This window comes from Streptomyces sp. NPDC057302, from assembly GCF_042667685.1.
GTDB lineage: Bacteria > Actinomycetota > Actinomycetes > Streptomycetales > Streptomycetaceae > Streptomyces.
This window is the reverse complement of the sequence record NZ_JBHUZJ010000119.1, coordinates 1-21,008: the sequence shown is the minus strand read 5'-3', so window position 1 is coordinate 21,008 and position 21,008 is coordinate 1. Positions and strand designations below refer to the sequence as shown.

At 69.5% G+C, this 21,008-nt stretch carries 16 protein-coding genes; 10 read left to right on the top strand and 6 right to left on the bottom strand.

What is annotated here, in order from left to right; all coding sequences use genetic code 11:
• Positions 1-63: 63 nt before the first annotated feature.
• Positions 64-975, bottom strand: coding sequence for a tRNA (adenine-N1)-methyltransferase (locus tag ACFUPX_RS41590; protein WP_383334482.1), 912 nt, complete (start codon positions 973-975; stop codon positions 64-66).
• A 49-nt stretch (positions 976-1,024) separates the two neighbouring features.
• Positions 1,025-2,566: a site-2 protease family protein gene (locus ACFUPX_RS41585; protein ID WP_383334481.1), complete on the bottom strand. Its 1,542-nt coding sequence runs from the start codon at positions 2,564-2,566 to the stop codon at positions 1,025-1,027.
• Positions 2,567-2,708: 142 nt separating this feature from the next.
• On the opposite strand from ACFUPX_RS41585, the gene ACFUPX_RS41580 reads away from it, so the two are divergent.
• Entirely contained in the window at positions 2,709-3,590 is an 882-nt protein-coding gene (locus tag ACFUPX_RS41580; RefSeq protein ID WP_383334479.1) for a RecB family exonuclease, read from the top strand.
• Positions 3,591-3,604: 14 nt separating this feature from the next.
• Positions 3,605-4,276: a response regulator gene (locus ACFUPX_RS41575; RefSeq protein WP_383334478.1), complete on the top strand. Its 672-nt coding sequence runs from the start codon at positions 3,605-3,607 to the stop codon at positions 4,274-4,276.
• A gap of 71 nt (positions 4,277-4,347) precedes the next feature.
• On the opposite strand, the gene ACFUPX_RS41570 is transcribed toward ACFUPX_RS41575, so the two are convergent.
• The 4 genes from ACFUPX_RS41570 to metH form a co-directional block, all read right to left on the bottom strand.
• Complete coding sequence (locus ACFUPX_RS41570; RefSeq protein WP_383334476.1) at positions 4,348-5,934, bottom strand: ABC transporter substrate-binding protein; 1,587 nt, start codon at positions 5,932-5,934, stop codon at positions 4,348-4,350.
• Positions 5,935-6,007: 73 nt separating this feature from the next.
• A complete protein-coding gene (locus ACFUPX_RS41565; RefSeq protein WP_383334474.1) occupies positions 6,008-7,615 on the bottom strand; it encodes an ABC transporter substrate-binding protein in 1,608 nt (535 codons plus the stop codon).
• A gap of 321 nt (positions 7,616-7,936) precedes the next feature.
• The gene (locus ACFUPX_RS41560; protein ID WP_383334472.1) at positions 7,937-8,638 is read right to left on the bottom strand and encodes an HAD-IA family hydrolase; all 702 of its coding nucleotides are present in this window, start codon (positions 8,636-8,638) and stop codon (positions 7,937-7,939) included.
• A gap of 98 nt (positions 8,639-8,736) precedes the next feature.
• A complete protein-coding gene (gene metH / locus ACFUPX_RS41555) occupies positions 8,737-12,255 on the bottom strand; it encodes a methionine synthase (RefSeq protein WP_383334470.1) in 3,519 nt (1,172 codons plus the stop codon).
• A gap of 283 nt (positions 12,256-12,538) precedes the next feature.
• On the opposite strand from metH, the gene ACFUPX_RS41550 reads away from it, so the two are divergent.
• From ACFUPX_RS41550 to mtnB, 8 genes are all read left to right on the top strand, one after another.
• Positions 12,539-13,303, top strand: coding sequence for an IclR family transcriptional regulator (locus ACFUPX_RS41550; RefSeq protein WP_383334468.1), 765 nt, complete (start codon positions 12,539-12,541; stop codon positions 13,301-13,303).
• Between the two features lie 334 nt (positions 13,304-13,637).
• Entirely contained in the window at positions 13,638-14,429 is a 792-nt protein-coding gene (locus tag ACFUPX_RS41545) for an MIP/aquaporin family protein (RefSeq protein ID WP_383334466.1), read from the top strand.
• Between the two features lie 61 nt (positions 14,430-14,490).
• Positions 14,491-16,035, top strand: a complete 1,545-nt coding sequence (gene glpK / locus ACFUPX_RS41540) for a glycerol kinase GlpK (RefSeq protein ID WP_383334464.1) — start codon at positions 14,491-14,493, stop codon at positions 16,033-16,035.
• A gap of 4 nt (positions 16,036-16,039) precedes the next feature.
• A complete protein-coding gene (locus ACFUPX_RS41535) occupies positions 16,040-17,662 on the top strand; it encodes an FAD-dependent oxidoreductase (protein ID WP_383334462.1) in 1,623 nt (540 codons plus the stop codon).
• Between the two features lie 162 nt (positions 17,663-17,824).
• A complete protein-coding gene (locus ACFUPX_RS41530) occupies positions 17,825-18,889 on the top strand; it encodes an LLM class flavin-dependent oxidoreductase (protein WP_383334460.1) in 1,065 nt (354 codons plus the stop codon).
• A 72-nt stretch (positions 18,890-18,961) separates the two neighbouring features.
• Positions 18,962-19,546 (top strand): acireductone dioxygenase, encoded by a 585-nt coding sequence (locus tag ACFUPX_RS41525; protein WP_383334458.1) that lies wholly within the window; start codon positions 18,962-18,964, stop codon positions 19,544-19,546.
• A complete protein-coding gene (gene mtnC, locus ACFUPX_RS41520; protein ID WP_383334456.1) occupies positions 19,543-20,271 on the top strand; it encodes an acireductone synthase in 729 nt (242 codons plus the stop codon). Before ACFUPX_RS41525 ends, mtnC begins: the two co-directional genes overlap by 4 nt.
• Positions 20,268-20,882: a methylthioribulose 1-phosphate dehydratase gene (gene mtnB / locus ACFUPX_RS41515; protein WP_383334454.1), complete on the top strand. Its 615-nt coding sequence runs from the start codon at positions 20,268-20,270 to the stop codon at positions 20,880-20,882. The genes mtnC and mtnB overlap by 4 nt, the downstream gene beginning before the upstream one ends.
• Positions 20,883-21,008: the final 126 nt, after the last annotated feature.

Below are 21,008 nucleotides of genomic sequence, written 5' to 3'. Positions count from 1 at the left end.
CGGTCTCAGGGGGAACTCGGCGGCGGCGTCTGTGCGTTACGCGGCTGTCCGCGGGTGCGGGCGTCAGCTCTCCGCGCGGGGGGTGCCCCCGTCGGCGTTCGGGCCTGTGTAGTCGTCGCCGTAGGCACCCTTGGAGGGGCGGCGGCGGCGCATGGGCGGCTCGACGCCGTCCGCGAGGCGGCGGGCGGTGAGCAGGAAGCCGGTGTGGCCGATCATGCGGTGGTCGGGGCGGACCGCGAGGCCCTCGACGTGCCAGTTGCGGATCATCGATTCCCAGGCGGTCGGCTCGTTGAAGCCGCCGATCTCGCGGATGGACTCGACGGTCCTGGCGAGCTGGGTGGTGGTCGCCACGTAGCAGCAGAGGATGCCGCCGGGGACGAGCGCCTTGGAGACGACGTCCAGGCACTCCCAGGGGGCGAGCATGTCGAGGATGACGCGGTCGACGTCGGTGTCGCTCAGGTTGTCCTGAAGGTCTCCGACGGTGAGCTGCCAGGCAGGGTGCGGGGAGCCGAAGTAGCGCTCCACGTTCTGCTGGGCGATCTCGGCGAAGTCCTCGCGGCGCTCGTACGAGTGCAGCATTCCCTCGTCGCCGATGGCGCGCAGGAGGAAGCTGCTGAGCGAGCCGGAGCCCACACCCGCCTCGACGACACGGGCGCCGGGGAAGATGTCCGCGAAGGCCAGGATCTGCCCCGCGTCCTTGGGGTAGACCACGGCGGCGCCGCGGGGCATGGACAGGACGTAGTCGGGGAGCAGGGGGCGCAGCGCGAGGTAGGCGACGTTTCCCGTGGTGCGGACAACGCTGCCCTCGGGAGCACCGATCAGCTCGTCGTGGGGGAAGGAACCCTTGTGGGTGTGGAAGTTCTTCCCGGCCTCGAGCGTGAACGTGTAGTGGCGGCCCTTGGGGTCGGTCAGCTGAACCTGGTCCCCGACCTTGAAGGGCCCGCGTCGGCGGGCGGCACCGGTCGGTTCGGACATGTGACCAGCCTACCGGCCCGTTCGAGGGCCGAAGACCAGGGTGGCGGCGTCAGCTGGGGCGGGCCATCGCCTTGACGAAGGCGCGCTCCACATCGGTGGCGGACAGTACTCCGTAGATCTCGCCGGAGGCCTCGACCACGAGGTACTCCGTGGCGGGCGTCGCCCGCAGGGTGTCGAGGAGTTCCTCGCCGGCGAGCTCGGCGGAGATCCGCATGCCCTCGGTGATGTCCTGGGCGAGGCCGCTGACGGTGACCCAGGGGCGGCGGTGTTCGGGGACGCCGACGATGGCCGCCTCGCGGACCACCGACATCGGGTCGCCGTCGGCGTCGACCACGACCAGGGCGCGGGCCCCGGCGTCGTTGGCGCGGCGCAGCGCCTCGGAGAGCGGGGTGTCGGTCTCGACGGGGACGGCGCGGCGGGTCAGGGCGCGGGCCCGGAGTTCGGGCAGGTGCTGGCGCAGGCGGGCCATGCGCAGGCTGTTTCCCGCGCCGGTCCAGATGATGGCGGCGAGGATCGCGGCGAGCAGGGCGTCCGTGACGGTGTCCATGCCGCCGATGTCCTGGGTCTCGCCGCCGAGCGCGCCGGACTGGTTGAGGAGCGGAAGGCCGATCAGGACGGAGATGGCCAGGGCGCGGCCGACCCAGGCGGCGGCGATCGTGCCGCTCATGGGCTTGCCGGTGATCTTCCAGACGACCGCGCGGAGCATGCGGCCGCCGTCCAGGGGCAGGCCCGGCAGGAGGTTGAAGGCGGCGACGATGAGGTTCGAGATCATCAGTCCCGCGAGCAGGACGCCGGGCACGGTGCCGGGCTCGACGGCGCGCATGCCCCCGTAGAAGACGCCCGCGAGGACGAGGGAGAGCAGCGGGCCCACGAAGGCGAGGACGAACTCGCGTCCCGGCGTCTCCGACTCCTTCTCGATCTCCGATACGCCGCCGAAGAACTGGAGCTGGATGCGGCGCACCGGCAGCTTGTAGCGCAGGGCGACGACGGTGTGCGCCAGTTCGTGGACGAGCACGGAGGCGTAGAAGGCGACGGCGAAGAAGAGGGCGACGAGATAGCGGGCGGCGCCCAGTTCGGGCAGGACGCGGTCGAGCTGGCCGCCGAAGACCCAGGTGATGAGGGCGGCGACGAGGAACCAGCTGGGCGCCACGTACACGGGCACGCCGAAGGGGCGCCCCATGAGCAGGCCTCCCCCGGGTCCCTTCTTTCCGTTGGGCGGAGTCGTCTTCGGGGCGGGGCCGTGGGTGGCGTGCGCGTATTCGGGATGGGTGTCCCGCGGCGATGCCTTCCCGGGCGTGTCCTGGGGGGTCTTCGTGAAGCGGTCGCCGGGTTGGCCGGGTTCTTCCGTGGGGCGCGGTGTCCCGTCGGGAGCCTGGGACCGGGTCGTGTCGTGGGCGCTCTCGGTGTCGGGGGCGCTCTCGGCGCCGTCGGGGGCCTGCGCGCCCTCGGGGTCGTCCCGCGTGGGCCTCGCCGATGCGGCCGTGTCCACCGGACGTGTCGATTCCGGGTGACCGGGGCCCTGCGCGGCACCCGGCCGCCGATCGTCCGTCCCGTCGGACCGCGGCCTGCCGCTCCCGCCGCTCTCGTCCACGATGTCCGGTGTCCCCTCGTTCGAAGCGTCCCTCGCCCCTGTCAGGTGTCCGGCGCGGTACACGCACGATCATGCAGGGCGAGAGGGTCTGTCGTCGATGGTATGCGGCCGTTGTCAGTGGCGGGTCGTAGGGTCTGTCCTCATGGAAACAAGGACCGAGGGTGCCGTGACGGCCGTGCGGCCGGCGTCCCTGTCGCCGTCGCGCGCCAGTGACTTCATGCAGTGCCCGTTGCTGTACCGGTTCCGGGTGATCGACAAGCTGCCCGAGAAGCCGAGCGAGGCGGCCACCCGCGGCACGCTGGTGCACGCCGTCCTGGAGCGGCTCTTCGACGCGCCCGCGGGCGAGCGGACCGCGCCGCGCGCCAAGGCCCTGATCCCGGGTCAGTGGGACCGCCTTCGCGAGGCCAAGCCGGAGCTGACGGAGCTGTTCGCGGACGACGAGCAGGGGGAGCGGCTCGCGCGCTGGCTCGCGGACGCGGAGCGGCTCGTGGAGCGGTGGTTCACGCTGGAGGACCCCACGCGCCTGGAGCCCGCCGAGCGCGAACTGTTCGTGCAGGCGGAGCTGGACTCGGGCCTGAAGCTGCGCGGCATCATCGACCGCGTGGACGTGGCGCCCACCGGCGAGGTGCGGATCGTCGACTACAAGACGGGCAAGGCTCCCCGCCCCGAGTACTCCGAGGGCGCGCTCTTCCAGATGAAGTTCTACGCCTTGGTGGTGTGGCGTCTGAAGGGCGTGGTCCCGCGCCGTCTCCAGCTCGTCTATCTGGGCAGCGGGGACGTCATCACGTACGACCCCAGGACCGAGGACCTGGAGCAGGTCGAGCGGAAGCTGCACGCGCTGTGGGAGGCGATCACGCTCGCCACGGAGACGGGTGAGTGGCGCCCCCGGCCCACGAAGCTCTGCGGCTGGTGCGACCACCAGGCCGTATGTCCGGAATTCGGTGGGACTCCCCCGCCGTACCCCCTTGCGGTGAGGGTGCCCGAGTCCGAAGAGGACACGCAGGGCAGAATGGCCCCGGGCTAGCGAAGGAGAGTTACGTGGCGATCCGTGTCCTACTGGTCGACGACCAACCACTGCTGCGCACGGGGTTCCGGATGATTCTGGAGGCCGAGCAGGACGTCGCGGTGGTCGGCGAGGCCGGAGACGGTCTGCAGGCTCTCGACCAGGTGCGGGCGCTGCAGCCCGATGTGGTCCTGATGGACATCCGTATGCCGAGGATGGACGGCGTCGAGGCGACCCGGCAGATCACCGGGCCCGGCCGGGACGGACCGGCGAAGGTCCTGGTCCTGACCACCTTCGACCTCGACGAGTACGTGGTGGAGGCGCTGCGCGCGGGCGCCAGTGGCTTCCTGCTCAAGGACGCCCCGGCGAACGAACTGGTGCAGGCGATCCGGGTGGTCGCGTCGGGCGAGGCGATGCTCGCGCCGAGCATCACGCGCAGGCTCCTCGACAAGTACGCGGAGCATCTCCCCTCGGGCGACGAGCCGGTGCCGGACACCTTGCACACGCTCACCGAGCGGGAGGTCGAGGTCCTCAAGCTGGTGGCGCGCGGCCTGTCGAACGCGGAGATCGCGGCGGACCTGTTCGTGAGCGAGACGACGGTCAAGACACATGTGGGCCATGTGCTCACGAAGCTGGGCCTGCGCGACCGGGTGCAGGCCGCGGTGTACGCGTACGAGAGCGGTCTGGTGCGGCCCGGCGCGCAGTAGGAACTGCTTGACCGAACGACGAAGGTGGCCGTCCCCGTGGGGGCGGCCACCTTCGTCGTTCGTCCGTGCGGTCAGGCCTTGCTGAGCTCCCAGAAGCGGAACACCGTCGACGCGTCGAGGCACGACTCCACGCCGTACACGTCGTCGGAGATGACGGCGTACTGCTTGGCCTGCCAGACCGGCAGGATCGGCAGCTCGTCGGCGACGACGTCCTGGAGCTTCGAGTAGTCCTCGTCGGTCTTGGTGCGGTCGGTCTGGCCCGCGGTGCCGGGGATGATCTTCCCGGTGATCTCGCTGTTCCGGTAGCCGTTGCTCAGGACGTTGCCCTTGCCGAAGAACGGCTGCGTGAAGTTGTCCGGATCCGGGTAGTCCGGCACCCAGCCCTTGACGTACACGCCGTACTTGCCGGACTTGATGTCCCGCTCGTACTGACCGAACTCGATCGACTTCACGTCGGCGTCGAAGAGACCGCTCGCGTTGAGCTGCTTGGCGATCGCCTTCAGCTCCTGGTCGGTGGCGGGGCCGTAGCGCGAGGGGGTGGACCAGAGCGTGAGCTTGACCTTGCCGCTCAGGCCTTCCGCGCGCAGCGCGGCAGCGGCCTTGGAGCGCTGCGGGCGGGCGCCGTAGGTGTCGAAGAAGGCGGTGTTGTGGCCGCCGATCCCGGCCGGGACGATCGAGTACAGCGGCGTGGCCGTGTCCCGGTAGACGTCCTTGACCAGGGCGTCCCGGTCCAGGAGGTACGCCATGGCCTTGCGGACGCCCAGCTTGCCCGCGACCGGGTCCTTCATGTTGAAGACCAGGTGCTGCACCTCGGCGCTCGTGCCCTCGACGACGTCGATGTTCTGGCTCGCGCTGGAGGTGTCCTGCTCGATGTCCGCGATGTCGTCGGCGGCGAGGCCTCGGTACGCGATGTCGATCTTGTCGTCCAGGAGCGCCTTCTTCAGGCCCTTCTGGTCGTCGTGGAAGAACTTGAGGGTGACGCCCTTGTTCTTCACCTTGGCGGTGCCCTTGTAGTCGGGGTTGACCGAGAACACCGCCTGCCCCTTGTCGAAGGAGTCGAGCTTGTACGGTCCCGAACCCGTGGCCCCGCTGTCCCCGCGCAGCCCGTCCATGTCGTACGACGCGTGGTCGACGATGGAGCCGGCGCCGGACGCGATCTTGCTGGGGAAGGTCGCGTCGGCGTACTTGAGCTTGAAGACGACCTTCTTGGCGTTCGGCGTCTCGACGCGGTCGAGCATCGGGAACATGATCGCCGGTCCGGCGTCGTCGTTGATCTTCATCATGCGGTCGAAGGAGTACTTGACGTCCTTCGAGGTCAGCGCGTTGCCATTGCTGAACTTCAGGCCGTCCCGCAGCGTGCACGCGAAGACTCTGGTCTCCGTGTCCGTGAACGCGCACTCCTTGGCGGCCTCGGGCTCCGGCTCCGTGGACCCGTTCGGGAAGCTCATCAGGGACTGGAAGACGTTGTTGAACAGGAGCCACGACCCGGGGTCGTAACCGGATGCCGGGTCGGTGGCCAGGACGTCGTCCGACATCCCCATCACCACCGAGTCGCCGTTCTCCCCCGCTCCCCCCGATTCCGTGCCGCAGCCGGTCAGCAGGGCGGCGGCCAGCCCTCCCGTGAGGGGAAGGGCCAGCCACTGGTTGCGCAATTTCACGAACGTGCCTTGTCGTTGATGTTCATCGGTGGAGCGAAGCCCGGCGGTGGTCGTGTGCCGGTGTGCGCGGAGGTCAGCCGCTCACACCGCGGCCGAGCTCCCACAGCTGCAGGTTCGAGGAGGCGTTGAGGGCCCACTCGACGCCCGTGATGTCGTCCCGGGCGGCGATGTACTGCTTGCCCTGCCAGAGGGGAAGCACGGGCACGTCCTCGGCGACGATGTCCTGGATCTTCTTGATGCTCTTGGAGGCGGTGAGCCGGTCCGCCTCACGGCGCGAGTGCGGGAGCAGCTCGTCGTTGATGGTGGGGTTCACGTACGGCGAGCCGAGGATGTTGTCCTTGTCGAGGAACGGCGTGAGGAAGTTGTCGGCGTCGGGGAAGTCCGGGAACCAGCCCATCCCGTAGACGTCGTACGCGCCCTTCTGCTCGGCGGGGCGGAAGGTGTTCCAGGCCGTGCCCTTGATCGACACGTCGAACAGGCCGCTCGCGTTGAGCTGCTTCTGAAGGACCTCGAACTCCTTCTTGGTGCCCGGTCCGTAGTGGTCCGTCGTGTAGTGCAGGGTGAGCTTCACCGGGGTGTTGATGTCGGCCTTCTGCAGCAGGCCCCGGGCCTTGGACGGGCTCGGGTTGCCGTACTGGTTGAAGAACGAGTTGGTGTGGCCCGTGATCGTGGCCGGCACCAGGGAGTAGAGCGGCTCGGCCGCGTCGCCGTAGACACCGGCCGCCAGCGCGCCGCGGTCGACGACCTGCGCCATGGCCTGGCGGACCGCCCTGGCCTTGACGGTGGTGGCGTCCGTATTGAAGCCCAGGTAGCGGATCTCCAGGCCGGGCGTCTCGACCAGCTCGATGTTGTTGCCCGGGTCCTCGTCGAGCTGCTTGATCTGCTCGGGCGACATGGTGCGCGTCATCATGTCGAGGTCGCCGCTCTTGAGGGCCTTGCCCATGGCGTCGGCGGACTCGTAGGTGCGCATCTCGATCTTGTCGCTCTTGGGCTTGAACGCACCCTTGTAGTTGGGGTTCTTGGAGAACACCGTCTTGACGAGGTCATTGCCCTTGACCTCTTGCTCGGCCGTGTAGGGGCCGGAGCCGTCCAGGTCGAAGCCGTCGCGCAGCTTGTTCTTGGCGTAGTGGTCCGCGCTGACGATGCCCGCGATGGGGGTGGCCAGCTTGTACGGGAACGTCGCGTCGGAGCTCTTGAGGTGGAAGACGACGCTGCGGTCGCCCTCGGTCTCGATCGCGTCGACGTTGGACACCATGCCGGCGGAGCCACTGGGGTCCTTGATCTTGATGTCCCGCACCCGCTCGATGGAGAACTTCACATCGGCGGCGGTCAGCGGCTCTCCGTCGGAGAACTTCAGGCCCTTGCGCAGCGTGCACTCGTAGCGCTCGTTGCCGGTGTCGGTGAAGCCGCACTTCTCGGCGGCGTCGGGCTCGGGGTCGCCGCCGCCGCGCGGGGCGGCCATCAGCGTCTGGACCGTCTGGCGCACGACGTTCCAGGAACCCGCGTCATAGGCGTACGCCGGGTCGAAGGGGGCCGGGATCTCGGGTGAGGTGGAGAACCGGTCCGTGGTGCCGACGGCGATCGCGTCGTCTCCCCCACCGTTGCCCGTCCCGCCGCACGCCGCGAGCGCGGGAGCGAGCAGACCTATGACGGCCGGCAGCACCAAAGTCTTACGGTTCATGCTCGACGTTCTCCAGAGCTGTTGGTCCCGTCAGGACCGACAACGAGGGGTGGGGTCAGTCGGTCCGTGGGGGCGGGGCGATGTTCTCGCGACGACATTAGTCCGCACCACCAGTTGGGCCGGAAGGGACCGGAGTTGACCCTCAATCACGCAGCGAAACCGGGCGCGGACGCACCGATAACCCGACACGGGAAGGTTTCGTCAGGTTCGCCTCAATCGGGACACAACGGCACTCCACAACTCGCCCATATCGGCGGTCCGGCACAGCCCTGACCGGCTGTCGACCCCTCCCGGAGTGGGAAAGGTCACATCTTCAACTGCTCAGCACTTTCCAGCCATCAGACCTTGTAGGAAGGGCAGGTTGACGTGTTCGAGGGACGGGACGACGGTCCTGCCGGATGCTGCGGCGATGGGCGCCACCGAGGGGACGGCCACCACTCGGCAGCCAGCGGCCTCGGCCGCCGCGACGCCGGTCGCGGTGTCCTCGATGACGGCACATCTGGCCGGATCCGCGCCAACCCCGGCCGCCGCGAGGAGATACGGGTCGGGGTGCGGCTTGGTCCGGCTCACCTCGTCGCCCGCGACGGTGAGGGTGAAGTGGTGGGCTCCGATCGAGTCGAGGACCCGGTCGATGATGCGCCGGTGCGACGCCGAGACCAGCGCCATCGGCACCTCGTGCGCGGCGAGTTCGGCGAGCAGCCTGGCGGCGCCGGGCATCAGCGGCAGCGTGCGGCCGATGCGGTTCTCGAAGCCGTCGTTGAGCAGCACGGTCAGTTCGGGGACGGTGATGTCGGCGCCGGTGGACGCGATGAGGAATCCGGCGCTGCGCGTCATGGGGCCGCCGACCACCACGTCACGCCAGGCCTCGTCGAGCGTATGTCCGAGTGCGGCGAAGACCTCGACCTCCGCGTCCCACCAGAACCCCTCGGTGTCCACGAGTGTTCCGTCCATGTCGAGGAGCACAGCCTGCAGAGCGGAGCCTTCGGCCGTTCGGGTATCGAGCGCGGGAACCGTACTGGTCATCCGGGCACACCTCCATGAGGGACGAGAAGGCCGGCTGCCCCCTTTTGACGGGTGGGCAACCGGCCTGCGCTGGACCGACAAGTGTACGACTTGACCGCTTAGCGCGCGTTGAAGTATTTCGCCTCGGGATGGTGGATGACGATCGCGTCCGTGGACTGCTCCGGGTGGAGCTGGAACTCCTCGGAGAGCTCGACGCCGATCCGCTCGGGCTCCAGGAGCTCGGCGATCTTCGCGCGGTCCTCCAGGTCGGGGCAGGCGCCGTAGCCGAGGGAGAAGCGCGCACCGCGGTACTTCAGGTCGAACATGTCCTCGACGGCGGCGGGGTCCTCGCCACCGAAGCCCAGCTCGGCGCGGACGCGGGCGTGCCAGTACTCGGCGAGGGCTTCGGCCAACTGGACGGACAGGCCGTGCAGTTCGAGGTAGTCGCGGTAGGAGTCGGCCTCGAAGAGCTTCGCGGTCGCCTCTCCGATCTTCGAGCCGACGGTGACGACCTGGAGGCCCACCACGTCGGTCTCGCCGGACTCCTCCGGGCGGAAGAAGTCCGCCAGGCACAGCCGCCGGCCGCGGCGCTGGCGGGGGAAGGTGAAGCGGGTGCGCTCGTTGCCCTGCTCATCGAGGATGATCAGGTCCTCGCCCTTGGAGACACAGGGGAAGTAGCCGTAGACGACGGCCGCCTCCAGCATGTTCTTGGTGTGCAGCTCGTCCAGCCAGCCGCGCAGGTGGGGGCGTCCCTCGGTCTCGACGAGCTCCTCGTAGGTGGGTCCGTCGCCCTTGCGGGCCTGCTTGAGGCCCCACTGACCCTTGAACAGGGCGCCCTCGTCCAGCCAGGACGCGTACTCCTTGAGCTGGATGCCCTTGACCACCCGGGTGCCCCAGAACGGCGGGGTGGGCACGGGGTTGTCGATCGAGGTGTCCGAGCGGGCGGGGCCCTCGTCCTCGGTGACCTCCAGGACCGGGGTGTCCTTCTTGGCCACCCGGCGCTGCTTCAGCTCGGGCAGCGTGGCGCCGGGCACCCCGCGCTTGACCGCGATCAGGGCGTCCATCAGGCGCAGGCCCTCGAACGCGTCGCGGGCGTAGCGGACCTCGCCCTCGTAGATCTCGTGCAGGTCCTGCTCGACATAGGCGCGGGTCAGCGCGGCGCCGCCCAGGATCACCGGGAAGTCCGCGGCCATCTTGCGCTGGTTGAGCTCCTCCAGGTTCTCCTTCATGATCACCGTCGACTTCACCAGGAGGCCCGACATGCCGATCACGTCCGCGCGGTGCTCGGCCGCGGCGTCCAGGATCGCGGCCACGGGCTGCTTGATGCCCAGGTTGACCACGTTGTAGCCGTTGTTGGAGAGGATGATGTCGACGAGGTTCTTGCCGATGTCGTGCACGTCGCCGCGGACGGTGGCAAGGACGATGGTGCCCTTGCCCTCCGAGTCCGACTTCTCCATGTGCGGCTCCAGGTGGGCGACCGCGGTCTTCATCACCTCGGCGGACTGGAGCACGAAGGGCAGCTGCATCTGTCCGGAGCCGAAGAGCTCGCCGACGACCTTCATGCCCTCCAGGAGGGTGTCGTTGACGATGTCCAGCGCCGGGCGGGTCTGCAGGGCCTCGTCCAGGTCGGTCTCCAGGCCCTTCTTCTCGCCGTCGATGATGCGGCGCTGGAGGCGCTCGTCCAGGGGCAGCGCCAAGAGCTCCTCGGCCTTGCCCTCCTTCATCGACTTCATGTTGACGCCCTCGAAGAGCTCCATGAGCTTCTGGAGGGGGTCGTAGCCCTCTTCGCGGCGGTCGTAGATCAGGTCGTGGGCCGCCTTGACCTGCGCCTCGTCCAGGCGCGCGATCGGCAGGATCTTGGAGGCGTGCACGATCGCCGAGTCCAGGCCGGCCTTGACGCACTCGTCCAGGAAGACGGAGTTGAGCACGACACGGGCGGCCGGGTTGAGGCCGAAGGAGATGTTCGACAGTCCCAGGGTGGTCTGCACGTCGGGGTGGCGGCGCTTGAGCTCGCGGATCGCCCCGATGGTGGCGATGCCATCACCCCGGGACTCCTCCTGGCCGGTGCAGATGGTGAAGGTCAGGGTGTCGATGAGGATGTCCGACTCGTGGATGCCCCAGTTGCCGGTCAGGTCCTCGATGAGCCGCTCGGCGATGGCCACCTTGTGCTCGACGGTGCGGGCCTGGCCCTCCTCGTCGATGGTCAGCGCGATCAGCGCCGCGCCGTGCTCCCTGGCCAGCGCGGTCACCTTCGCGAAACGCGACTCGGGGCCGTCCCCGTCCTCGTAGTTGACGGAGTTGAGGACGGCGCGCCCGCCCAGCTTCTCCAACCCGGCCTGAAGGACGGGCAGTTCGGTGGAGTCAAGGACGATCGGCAGCGTCGAGGCGGTCGCGAAACGGCCCGCGAGCTCGGCCATGTCCGCCACACCGTCACGGCCCACGTAGTCGACACACAGGTCGAGCATGTGGGCGCCCTCGCGGATCTGGTCGCGGGCCATCTCCACGCAGTCGTCCCAGCGGGCCTCCAGCATGGCCTCGCGGAACTTCTTCGAGCCGTTGGCGTTCGTCCGCTCGCCGATCGCCATGTAGGCGGTGTCCTGGCGGAAGGGCACCGTCTGGTAGAGCGAGGCCGCGCCGGGCTCCGGGTGCGGCTCGCGGCGGACCGTCTCCACACCGCGCACCCGCTGCACGACCTGGCGCAGGTGCTCGGGGGTCGTGCCGCAGCAGCCGCCGACCAGGGAGAGGCCGTACTCGCGTACGAAGGTCTCCTGGGCGTCGGCAAGCTCGGCCTCGGTCAGCGGGTAGTGGGCGCCGTTCTTGCCCAGGACCGGCAGGCCCGCGTTGGGCATGCAGGAGATCGGTACGCGCGAGTGGCGGGCGAGGTAGCGCAGGTGCTCGCTCATCTCGGCCGGACCCGTGGCGCAGTTCAGGCCGATCATGTCGATGCCCAGCGGCTCCAGGGCCGTCAGGGCGGCGCCGATCTCCGAGCCGAGCAGCATCGTGCCGGTGGTCTCGACGGTGACCGAGCAGATCAGCGGGAGGTTCGTGCCGGTGGCGTCCAGGGCGCGGCGGGCACCCAGGATCGCGGACTTGGTCTGCAGGAGGTCCTGGGTGGTCTCCACCAGGAGCGCGTCGGCGCCGCCCGCGATCATGCCTTCGGCGTTGATCTGGTAGGCGTCGCGCAGCACGGTGTAGGGGGCGTGGCCCAGGGTCGGCAGCTTGGTGCCGGGGCCCATCGAGCCGAGGACCCAGCGCTGCTGTCCGGTCGACGCGGTGAACTCGTCGGCGACCTCGCGGGCGATGCGGGCGCCCGCCTCGGAGAGCTCGAAGTTCCGCTCGGGGATGTCGTACTCGCTCAAGGCGGCGAAGTTCGTGCCGAACGTGTTCGTCTCGACGCAGTCCACGCCGACCGCGAAGTACTCCTCGTGGACCGAGCGGACGATGTCCGGGCGGGTCACGTTCAGGATCTCGTTACAGCCTTCGAGGTTCTGGAAGTCCTCGAGGGTGGGGTCCTGTGCCTGGAGCATCGTGCCCATCGCGCCGTCGGCCACCACGACACGGGTGGCGAGGGCTTCGCGGAGGGCATTGACTCGGGTTCCGTTCGAGGAACCGGACGAGGGGGTCGGCAACGAGGCCATGAAAGAGCTCCCTGAGGTGCGACGGCTGTCGGCTTTGCGCTTCGGTGGAAGGCGCACTCGGTCAGGGTAGCGGGACGAAGGTCCACAGCGTGCGAGTGTTCACGGGGCGGACGCCGCGCCCCGGCCCGGCCCGTCCGCGGGCACGCGGTTCGGCGCCCGGCGGGAATCGGCGGGAACCCGCGAGAAACACAGCCCGCCGCTCTGTCGCGGGAGGTCGACAACGACCGATAGTGTTCAGCATTGTCGAACGTTGGAGTCGGAGGGGACGGAGGAAGGGGCTGCGATGGCACGGAACATCCAGTCGCTCGAACGGGCGGCCGCGATGCTGCGGCTCCTCGCGGGCGGAGAGCGACGGCTCGGCCTCTCGGAGATCGCATCCGCCCTTGGCCTCGCCAAGGGCACGGCCCACGGCATTCTGCGCACCCTCCAGGCGGAGGGATTCGTCGAGCAGGACTCCGCGTCGGGCCGCTATCAGCTCGGCGCCGAGCTCCTGCGCCTGGGCAACAGCTACCTGGACGTGCACGAGCTGCGGGCCCGCGCCCTGGTGTGGACCGACGACCTGGCCCGCTCCAGCGGCGAGAGCGTCTACCTCGGCGTGCTGCACCAGCAGGGCGTCCTGATCGTGCACCACGTCTTCCGGCCCGACGACAGCCGCCAGGTCCTGGAGGTCGGGGCGATGCACCCGCTGCACTCCACGGCCCTGGGCAAGGTGCTCGCCGCCTACGACCCGGTGGCGCACAGCGAGGCCGCCGAGGCCGACTGGCCCGTCCTCACCACACGCACCGTCGTGGACCCCGAGGCCTTCGAGGGCGTCCTCGACATCACCCGCGCGCGCGGGTACGCCTCCGACGTCGAGGAGACGTGGGAGGGCATCGCCTCCGTGGCCGCCCCCATCCACGACCGGCGCCGCATGCCGGTCGGCGCGGTCGGCATCACCGGCGCGGTGGAGCGGGTGCAGAAGGACGGGGAGCTGCGGCCCGATCTGATCGCGGCCGTACGGGACTGCGCGCGCGCCGTGTCGCGGGATCTGGGCGCCGGGCGCTTCTAGCCCCCGGACCGCCGCCCGCGCTCAGCCATCTGCCCCCTGCTCAACATGCAGGGGGCACCCTTCTGCGCGATCATCGATTCACGTGTTTCACCCCGCGGGGACCGATAACCCGGAACGATCAATAACGATCGTGTTTTCAATAACAGAGCTCTTGACGGGCAAGTAACCCCGGGGTGAGACTCGCGTCCATCGGTCGGCATTGTCGAACACCTACCGGCATTACGCGTTAGAGTGTGACAAGGCCAAGGGCCGGCAACGACCTCACCTGAGGTCGCGGACCACCGGAGGGACCCGGGGTTCGCCTTCCCCTGGACGAAGGACAAAGGAGTCGCGGGTGTCCAGCTCCGACATCTTCATCGGCGAGACCATCGGTACCGCCATTCTCGTACTGCTCGGCGGTGGCGTCTGCGCCGCCGTCACGCTCAAGGCCTCCAAGGCCAAGGACGCCGGCTGGCTCGCGATCACCTTCGGGTGGGGCTTCGCCGTACTGACCGGCGCCTACCTGGCGGGTGGCGTGTCAGGCGCCCATCTCAACCCGGCGGTCACCGTCGGACTCGCCATCGAGGGCGGCACCAAGTGGAGCGATGTTCCGCTCTACCTGGGCTCGCAGCTGCTCGGCGCGATCATCGGCGCCGTTCTGGTCTGGCTCGCCTACCTGGGCCAGTTCAAGGCACACCTCACGGACCCGGCGATCCTCGCCGCGCAGCCGATGGAGGAAGGCCTCGTCGACCAGAAGGCCGCCCCCAAGGCAGGACCGGTGCTCGGCGTCTTCGCGACCGGCCCCGAGATCCGGAACTACGCGCAGAACGTGCTCACGGAGGTCATCGCGACCACCGTGCTCGTCCTGGCCATCCTCACCCAGGGCCTGAACGACAACGGCAACGGCATCGGCGTCCTCGGCGCCCTGATCACCGCGCTCGTCGTGGTCGGCATCGGTCTCTCGCTCGGTGGCCCCACGGGCTACGCGATCAACCCGGTCCGTGACCTCGGTCCGCGCATCGTGCACTCCCTGCTCCCGCTGCCGAACAAGGGCAGCTCGGACTGGTCGTACGCCTGGGTGCCCATCGTCGGTCCGCTGATCGGCGGCGCCATCGCGGGTGGCCTCTACAACCTCGCGTTCAAGTAGGAACGCGAAGCCACCGACGACCGCTGAGACAGACCGCCGAGCACGACATCAGGAGCACACCGTGACCAACGACGCGCACACCGGCCCCTTCATCGCGGCCATCGACCAGGGCACGACTTCGAGCCGCTGCATCGTCTTCGACAAGGACGGCCGGATCGTCTCGGTCGACCAGAAGGAACACGAGCAGATCTTCCCGAAGCCGGGCTGGGTCGAGCACGACGCCACCGAGATCTGGACGAACGTCCAGGAGGTCGTCGCCAGCGCCATCTCCAAGGCCGGGATCACCCACGCGGACATCAAGGCGATCGGCATCACCAACCAGCGTGAGACCACGCTGCTCTGGGACAAGAACACCGGCGAGCCGGTGCACAACGCCATCGTCTGGCAGGACACCCGCACCGACGCCCTGTGCAAGGAACTCGGCCGCAACGTCGGCCAGGACCGCTTCCGCCGCCAGACGGGCCTGCCGCTCGCCAGCTACTTCGCGGGGCCCAAGGCCCGCTGGCTGCTCGACAACGTCGACGGCCTGCGCGAGCGCGCCGAGGCGGGCGACATCCTCTTCGGCACCATGGACTCCTGGGTCATCTGGAACCTGACGGGCGGTGTCAACGGCGGCAAGCACGTCACCGACGTCACCAACGCGTCGCGCACCATGCTGATGAACCTGCACACCATGCAGTGGGACGAGTCGATCGCCGAGTCCATCGGCGTGCCGATGGCGATGCTCCCCGAGATCCGCTCCTCCGCCGAGGTCTACGGAGAGGTCACCGGCGGCAAGCTCGGCGACGTCCTGCCCGGCATCCCCGTCGCCTCCGCGCTCGGCGACCAGCAGGCGGCCCTCTTCGGGCAGACCTGTTTCGCCAAGGGTGAGGCCAAGTCGACGTACGGCACCGGCACCTTCATGCTGATGAACACCGGTGAGTCGGCCATCAACTCCTACTCGGGCCTGCTGACCACCGTCGGCTACCAGATCGGCGACCAGAAGCCGGTCTACGCGCTCGAGGGCTCCATCGCGGTCACCGGTTCGCTGGTGCAGTGGATGCGCGACCAGATGGGCCTGATCAACTCCGCCGCCGAGATCGAGACGCTCGCGTCGTCGGTCGAGGACAACGGCGGCGCCTACTTCGTACCGGCCTTCTCCGGCCTCTTCGCCCCGTACTGGCGTTCCGACGCCCGCGGTGTGATCACCGGTCTCACCCGGTACGTCACCAAGGCGCACATCGCGCGCGCCGTCCTGGAGGCCACGGCCTGGCAGACCCGTGAGATCACCGACGCCATGACCAAGGACTCCGGCGTCGAGCTCACGGCCCTCAAGGTCGACGGCGGCATGACCTCCAACAACCTGCTGATGCAGACGCTCTCGAACTTCCTCGACGCACCGGTGGTGCGCCCGATGGTGGCCGAGACGACCTGCCTCGGCGCCGCCTACGCCGCCGGTCTCGCCGTCGGCTTCTGGTCCGGCACCGACGAACTGCGCGCCAACTGGCGCCGGGCGGCGGAATGGACCCCCCGCATGGACGCGGACACCCGCGCCCGTGAGTACAAGAGCTGGCTCAAGGCCGTCGAACGTTCCATGGGCTGGCTCGACGAAAGTGGCGAGGAGTAAGAACATGACCACCCTGCAGAGCGTCCCTGCCCTCGGGACGCATCCGGCTGCCGGTTCACGCGCTTCTTTTGGAGTGGCGAGCCGCGCCGAGACCCGGGAGCAGCTTTCCAAGGCGACGTACGACCTCCTGGTGATCGGTGGCGGAATCCTGGGCATCTCCACCGCCTGGCATGCCGCGCAGTCGGGACTGCGGGTGGCCCTGGTGGACGCCGGTGACTTCGCCGGCGCCACCTCCTCCGCCTCCTCCAAGCTTCTCCACGGCGGTCTGCGCTACCTGCAGACCGGCGCGGTGAAGCTGGTCGCGGAAAACCACTTCGAACGCCGTGCGGTGTCCCGTCAGGTGGCCCCCCACCTGGCGAACCCGCTCACCTTCTACCTGCCCGTCTACAAGGGCGGCCCGCACGGCGCCGCCAAGCTGGGCGCGGGCGTCTTCGCCTACAGCGCGCTGTCCGCTTTCGGTGACGGCGTGGGCCACCTGCTCTCGCCGTCGAAGGCCGCGCAGGACGTGCCGGAGCTGCGCACGGACAACCTGAAGGCCGTGGCCGTGTACGGCGACGACCAGATGAACGACTCCCGCATGGCCCTCATGACGGTCCGCGCGGCCGTCGAGGCCGGCGCCGTCGTCCTCAACCACGCCGAGGTCACGGGCCTGCGCTTCACCAAGGGCCGGGTCACGGGCGCGGAGCTCAAGGACCGCATGAGCGGCGACGAGTTCGGCGTCAACGCGCGGCTCGTGCTCAACGCCACGGGCCCGTGGGTCGACCACCTGCGCAAGATGGAGAACCCCGACGCGGCCCCCTCCATCCGCCTCTCCAAGGGCGCGCACCTGGTCCTCAAGCGCACCGCCCCCTGGAAGGCCGCGCTCGCCACGCCGATCGACAAGTACCGCATCACGTTCGCCCTGCCGTGGGAGGACATGCTCCTTCTCGGCACCACGGACGAGGAGTTCGAGGGCGACCCGGCGGACGTGAGCGTCACCGAGGCCGACACCGCGCAGATCCTGGACGAGGCCGCGTTCTCCATCCGCGACCAGCAGCTGTCCCGCGACCTGATCACGTACTCCTTCGCGGGCCTGCGCGTGCTGCCCGGCGGTCCCGGCGACACCTCGAAGGCCAAGCGCGAGACGGTCGTCACCGAGGGCGCGGCCGGCATGCTCTCCGTCGCGGGCGGCAAGTGGACGACCTTCCGCCACATCGGCCGTACGGTGATGAAGAAGCTGGAGTCGCTGCCGGGCCACCCCCTCGGCGACGACTACGAGCCGATCTCGCAGCTCCAGAAGCGTCTTCCGCTGCCCGGCATCGCCAACCCGCGGGCGGTCGCGCACCGGCTCCTCGTCGACGGCCCGGCGCCCGGCCCGCGCATGTCCGCGGACACCGCCAAGCACCTGGCGACGCACTACGGCTCGCTCTCCTTCGACATCGCCCGCCTGGCGAACGAGAACCCGGAGCTCGCCGAGCGCGTCTCGCCGGACGCCCCCGAGATCTGGGCGCAGGTCGTCTACGCCCGCGACCACGAGTGGGCCGAGACGGCGGACGACGTGCTTCGCCGCCGGACGACGCTGACGATCCGCGGCCTCGCCACGGACGACGTCCGCGCCAAGGTCCAGGACATGCTCGACGACAAGTAGGCACTGGATTTAAGGCACCGGATTCAGGCACCGGATGACCGAAGGGGCGGCTCCCGCTGGGGGCCGCCCCTTCGGCGTACCCGGACGGGCCGCCATACCGCGTACATACGCGTGCAATACGGCGCGGGGAGGCTGGAAGGCCGTACCACGGAAGAGGCCCCCATGAAGTTCCAGGTCCTGTCGATCATCGGCCACGCCCCGCACCCCCTGACCGGCCAACTGCCCACGTCCGCCGACCGGTTGGCGGACGTGATCGAGGTCGGCGTGGCGGCCGAGCGGCTCGGCTACGACGCGTACGCCGTGGGCGAGCGGCACGCGGGCGCCTTCCTGTCGTCGAGCCCGACCGTCGTGCTCGGCGCGCTCGCCGCACGCACCACCCGGATCAAGCTGCTCACCGGCGTCACCGTCGTGGCGATCCTGGACCCGGTGCGGGTCGCCGAGGACTACGCGACGCTCGATCAGATCTCGCGCGGGCGCATCGAGTTGGTGATCGGAAAGGGCGCGGAGGCCGGGCACTTCGATCTCTTCGGTCTCGACGAGGACCGGCAGTGGGATCTCCAGAAGGAGAAGTACGAGCTGCTGCGCCGCCTGTGGAGCGAGGAGAACGTCGACTGGGAGGGCGAGTTCAGGCCCGCGCTGAAGGACGTGACGACGGTGCCGCGCCCCTACGCGGGCCTGCCGCGCATCTGGCACGGCTCGGCGACGTCCCTCAACTCCCCCGATCTGGCGGCCAAGCACGGCGATCCGCTCTTCACCGCCAACGCCATCCAGCCGCGTGCCGCGTACGCGAAGCTGATCGCGCACTACCGCGAGCGGTTCGAGGAGTACGGGCACGATCCGGCGGGCGCCCGGGTGGCGGCGGGCTCGGGCGGGCTGCTGATCGCGGACTCCGCGGAGCAGGCGGTGGCACGCTACGGCGAGCTGTACGAGGCGAAGGTGCGCCAGAGCTTCAAGCCGCATCTGGCGGGGAAGGCGGGCTACAACACCCCCTTCCGTACGATCGAGGACGCGATCGCCGACGGTCCGCAGCTCATCGGCTCCCCGCAGCAGATCATCGACAAGATCCTGGGCTACCACGAGGTGTACGGGCACGACCTGCAGTCCGTCACCGTGGACGGCTTCGGTCTGGAGCGGGGCGAGCAGATCGAGACGCTCCAGCGGTTCGCCGAGGAGGTCGCGCCGGTGGTGCGCGCGGCGGCGCCGTCCACGCTGTGGGACACCGTGTGACCCGTCAGGGCCGCGAGCTACGATCCGAAGACGAAGACATCCCTGACCTCCTGACCTGCCCTGGAGCGATCAATGACTCTCCTGACGACCTGGCCGGAGTCCGGCCCCGAGTCCGTCGTGCGCCGCACGTCGGACCCGGCCGAGATCGCCGCCGCGCTCGCCCCCGTCGGTGTGCGCTACGAGCAGTGGCCGGTGCGCGAGGACGTGCCCGCCGACGCGGACAGCGACACCGTGTTCGCCGCATACCGCACGGAGATCGACAAGCTCAACGCCGAAGAGGGTTTCCAGACGGTCGACGTGGTCGCGCTGCACCCCAGCGACGACCCCGAGTGGCCCCAGAAGGCGAAGGCCGCCCGGCAGAAGTTCCTCGCCGAGCACACGCACGACGACGATGACGAGGTGCGTTTCTTCGTCGCGGGCTCCGGCATCTTCTACCTCCACGTGGGCGGCGAAGTGCACGCGGTCTACTGCGAGAAGGGCGATCTGCTCGGGGTGCCGCGCGGCACGACGCACTGGTTCGACATGGGCACGTCCCCCGCGTTCACCGCGATCCGCTTCTTCCACGAGGAGGACGGCTGGATCGGCACGTTCACGGGCAGCCCGATCGCGGACCGCTTCCCGGACTTCGACACGATCCACGCGGGGTACGCGGCGTGAGCGTCCGTTTCGACGCGGGTTCCGTGGACGCCGTGGTGCTCGACATCGAGGGCACCACGAGCGCCACGGGTTTCGTGGTGGACGTGCTCTACCCCTACGCCCGGGAGCGCTTCGGGAAGCTGCTCGCCACGCGGGGCGAGCAGCCGGAGGTGGCGCGGGCGGTCGCGCAGGTGCGTGAACTGGCCGGGGAGCCCGGCGCGGACGCCGCCCGGGTGGAGAAGATCCTGGGCGAATGGGTCGACGCCGACCGCAAGGCGACGCCCCTCAAGACGCTCCAGGGCATCCTCTGGGCGGAGGGCTTCGCGCGCGGCGAGCTCGTCTCGCACTTCTACCCCGAGGTGATCGGTGTGCTGCGGGGCTGGGCGGCGGAGGGGTTGCGGTTGTACGTGTACTCGTCCGGGTCCGTGGCGGCGCAGCGGGCGTGGTTCACGTACTCGCCCGAGGGGTCGCTGCTGGACCTCGTGGGCGGTTTCCACGACACCGAGAACGCGGGACCCAAGCAGGAGCCGGAGTCCTACCGGTCCATTTCGGCCGCGGTGGGGGTTCCCGCCGGCCGCACCCTCTTCCTCTCCGACCGCCTCGGTGAGCTGGACGCGGCGCGGGACGCCGGGTGGCTGACCGTCGGTGTACGGCGGGCCGGGGAGCCCTACTTCGCCGCCGGGGTCGGCGGGCATCCGCAGGCCGCGGCCTTCGACGAGATCAGCCTTGCGAGGAGCGTTCGATGAGTTCGACCGAGACCACTGCCGCGTTGGACCTGGAGGAGGCGGGCGCCGTCCTCGCCGCCGAGGCCGCGCGCTTCGCCTCGTTCGGCTGGATGCGGGGCACGTCCGGCAACCTGTCCGTCGTCCTTTCGCGTACGCCGCTGCAGCTCGCGGTGACGGCGAGCGGGCGGGACAAGGGTGAACTGACCTCCGCGGACGTGGTGTTGACGGATGCCTCCGGTGCGGCGCTGGGTGCGGGGCGGCCCTCGGCGGAGGCGGCGCTGCATGCGCGGGTCGCTGCGCTCACCGGGGCCGGGGCGGTGGTTCACGTGCACACCGTGGCGTCGGTGGCCATGGGGCATCGGAAGCCGGGGGGTGTCGCGTTCCGGGACCTGGAGATGCTGAAGGGGCTGGGGCACGGGACGCATGAGGTTGCCGTGACGCTGCCGGTGATCGAGAACAGCCAGGACATGGGAGTGCTGGGGGATCGTCTTGAGGCGGCGCTCTCGCCCGGGATGCCGGCGGTGGTTGTCGCTGGGCACGGGCTGTATGTGTGGGGGGCGGATCCTCGCGAGGCGCGGCATCGTACTGAGGTCGTGGAGTGGTTGCTGGAGCTTGAGCTGACGCGGGGCTGAACTTCCCCGACCCCGCCCCTTCCCGAAAACCCGCTCTGGCGCGGGGGCCTTGGTTGCCGGTGATCACCGGCTCCGCCGAGTTCGTCCTCAAACGCCGGACGGGCTGAAAGTCTTCAGCCCGTCCTC

Excerpts from the sequence above, each read along its gene's own strand:
- mtnB (WP_383334454.1), top strand. The coding sequence starts at position 20,268 with ATGAGTTCGACCGAGACCACTGCCGCGTTGGACCTGGAGGAGGCGGGC.
- ACFUPX_RS41525 (WP_383334458.1), top strand. The coding sequence starts at position 18,962 with ATGACTCTCCTGACGACCTGGCCGGAGTCCGGCCCCGAGTCCGTCGTG.
- ACFUPX_RS41535 (WP_383334462.1), top strand. The coding sequence starts at position 16,040 with ATGACCACCCTGCAGAGCGTCCCTGCCCTCGGGACGCATCCGGCTGCC.
- ACFUPX_RS41590 (WP_383334482.1), bottom strand. The coding sequence starts at position 975 with ATGTCCGAACCGACCGGTGCCGCCCGCCGACGCGGGCCCTTCAAGGTC.
- ACFUPX_RS41560 (WP_383334472.1), bottom strand. The coding sequence starts at position 8,638 with ATGACCAGTACGGTTCCCGCGCTCGATACCCGAACGGCCGAAGGCTCC.
- ACFUPX_RS41550 (WP_383334468.1), top strand. The coding sequence starts at position 12,539 with ATGGCACGGAACATCCAGTCGCTCGAACGGGCGGCCGCGATGCTGCGG.
- metH (WP_383334470.1), bottom strand. The coding sequence starts at position 12,255 with ATGGCCTCGTTGCCGACCCCCTCGTCCGGTTCCTCGAACGGAACCCGA.
- ACFUPX_RS41565 (WP_383334474.1), bottom strand. The coding sequence starts at position 7,615 with ATGAACCGTAAGACTTTGGTGCTGCCGGCCGTCATAGGTCTGCTCGCT.
- ACFUPX_RS41580 (WP_383334479.1), top strand. The coding sequence starts at position 2,709 with ATGGAAACAAGGACCGAGGGTGCCGTGACGGCCGTGCGGCCGGCGTCC.
- ACFUPX_RS41530 (WP_383334460.1), top strand. The coding sequence starts at position 17,825 with ATGAAGTTCCAGGTCCTGTCGATCATCGGCCACGCCCCGCACCCCCTG.